At 30.6% G+C, this 1806-nt stretch carries 3 protein-coding genes; all 3 read left to right on the top strand.

What is annotated here, in order from left to right; genetic code table 11:
• The coding region (locus tag ACTG3S_RS14365) for a DUF3098 domain-containing protein (protein ID WP_439130020.1) at window positions 1-116 on the top strand (116 nt) is incomplete at its 5' end.
• A 2-nt stretch (window positions 117-118) separates the two neighbouring features.
• A complete protein-coding gene (locus tag ACTG3S_RS14360; protein WP_439130019.1) occupies window positions 119-913 on the top strand; it encodes an undecaprenyl-diphosphate phosphatase in 795 nt (264 codons plus the stop codon).
• A 107-nt stretch (window positions 914-1020) separates the two neighbouring features.
• Complete coding sequence (truB, locus tag ACTG3S_RS14355) at window positions 1021-1713, top strand: tRNA pseudouridine(55) synthase TruB (RefSeq protein ID WP_439130018.1); 693 nt, start codon at window positions 1021-1023, stop codon at window positions 1711-1713.
• Window positions 1714-1806 lie beyond the last annotated feature (93 nt).

The raw sequence follows: 1806 nt of genomic DNA, 5'->3' as shown, positions 1-1806 counted from the left end.
CTAATGTTTTTAATAAAGAAATTTATAATTGGCAAAGAATTAGATTGGCACCAACCCTTGTAATTATTGGTTTAGGGATAGAAATTTATGCTATTTTAGTAAATCCTAATAAATAAATATGGATATTTTAGAAGCTATTATTCTTGGTATTATCCAGGGTTTAACAGAGTTTTTACCAGTTTCTTCTAGTGGGCATTTAGAGTTAGCAAAAGCCATTTTAGGCGATACTTCTGTGCCAGAAGAAAGCTTAACATTTACAGTAGTTTTGCACTTTGCAACAGCATTAAGTACTATTGTAATATTTAGAAAAGAAATATTAGAAATCCTGAAAGGCTTGTTTCAATTTAAATGGAATGAAGAGTTTCAATTCTCTTTAAAAATTATCATTTCTATGATACCTGCAGTTATTGTGGGTTTACTTTTTGAAAAAGAATTAGAATCTTTTTTTGGAGGAAAAATACTCTTAGTAGGGGTAATGTTGTTAGTAACAGCACTTTTATTATTATTAGCAGACAAAGCAAAAAATACCAACAAAAAAGTTTCATTTAGCAATTCTGTAATTATCGGTATTTCTCAAGCAATTGCCATGTTACCAGGTATTTCTAGATCTGGAGCTACCATTTCTACTTCTGTTTTATTGGGGATTGATAGAACCAAAGCAGCACGTTTTTCTTTTTTAATGGTGGTACCATTAATTTTTGGTAAAATTGGTAAAGATGTTTTAAGTGGCGATTTAAATTTTCAATCCTCAGAAATAGTACCCATTGCAGTAGGTTTTATAGCCGCATTTTTAGCAGGTCTTTTTGCTTGTAAATGGATGATTGCCTTGGTTAAAAAAAGTAAATTATCTTACTTTTCTATTTACTGTGCTATTGTAGGTGCTATCGCTATTGGCTATGCTCTTTTAAATTAGTGAAACTCAATTTTTAATAACTGCAAACCAGTATTTAAAAAAATGATATTTGAACGAATCCTGCTTTAGCAGGATCTTTAACAATAGCTACTAAAAGAATTGTGTAAATGACAGAAGAAGACTACAAAAACGGACAAGTTTTATTAATTGATAAGCCACTGACTTGGACTTCTTTTCAAGTAGTGAATAAGTTACGTTGGGAAATTAAACAACGTTTTAACATTAAAAAGATAAAAGTAGGTCATGCGGGTACTTTAGACCCTTTAGCAACTGGCTTGTTAATTATTTGTACTGGTAAACAAACCAAACAAATAGATACTTATCAAGGACAAATTAAAGAATATACAGGTACTTTTACCATAGGTGCAACCACACCCAGTTACGATTTAGAAACCCAAATTGATAAAACCTATCCAACCGCACATATTTCTGAAGAATTACTAAAAGAAACTACCCATCAATTTATTGGGGAAATTCAGCAAAAACCACCCATTTTTTCTGCTATTAAGAAAGATGGTAAACGCTTATACGAATTAGCAAGAAAAGGAGAAACCACAGAAATTAAATCTAGAACAGTTACTATTTCTGAGTTTGAAATTACAAATATAGATTTACCAAAAATAGATTTTAGAGTGGTTTGTAGTAAAGGAACCTATATTCGTTCTTTGGCTTTCGATTTTGGAAAAGCCTTAAAATCTGGCGCTCATTTATCCGCACTGAGAAGAACAAAAATTGGTAATTTTTCAGTAGAAAATAGTTGGTCTGTAGATGAATTTATTCAACAATTAAAAGATAATTAATTTTTAAAAATCTGCAGGTACACAAAAGTTAATTTTTTGATTCGTCTTCGGATGTAAAAATTCGATAAACTCTGCATGTAAATGCAATCTGTT

Origin of the sequence: Polaribacter sp., from assembly GCF_965656025.1 — a bacterium.
Classification (GTDB): domain Bacteria; phylum Bacteroidota; class Bacteroidia; order Flavobacteriales; family Flavobacteriaceae; genus Polaribacter.
The sequence above is the reverse complement of the archived record's forward strand: the minus strand, read 5'-3'. Positions and strand labels throughout refer to the sequence as shown.

Bases quoted from the DNA above. Each gene is read 5' to 3' on its own strand.
- truB (WP_439130018.1), top strand. From the start codon at position 1,021: ATGACAGAAGAAGACTACAAAAACGGACAAGTTTTATTAATTGATAAG.
- ACTG3S_RS14360 (WP_439130019.1), top strand. From the start codon at position 119: ATGGATATTTTAGAAGCTATTATTCTTGGTATTATCCAGGGTTTAACA.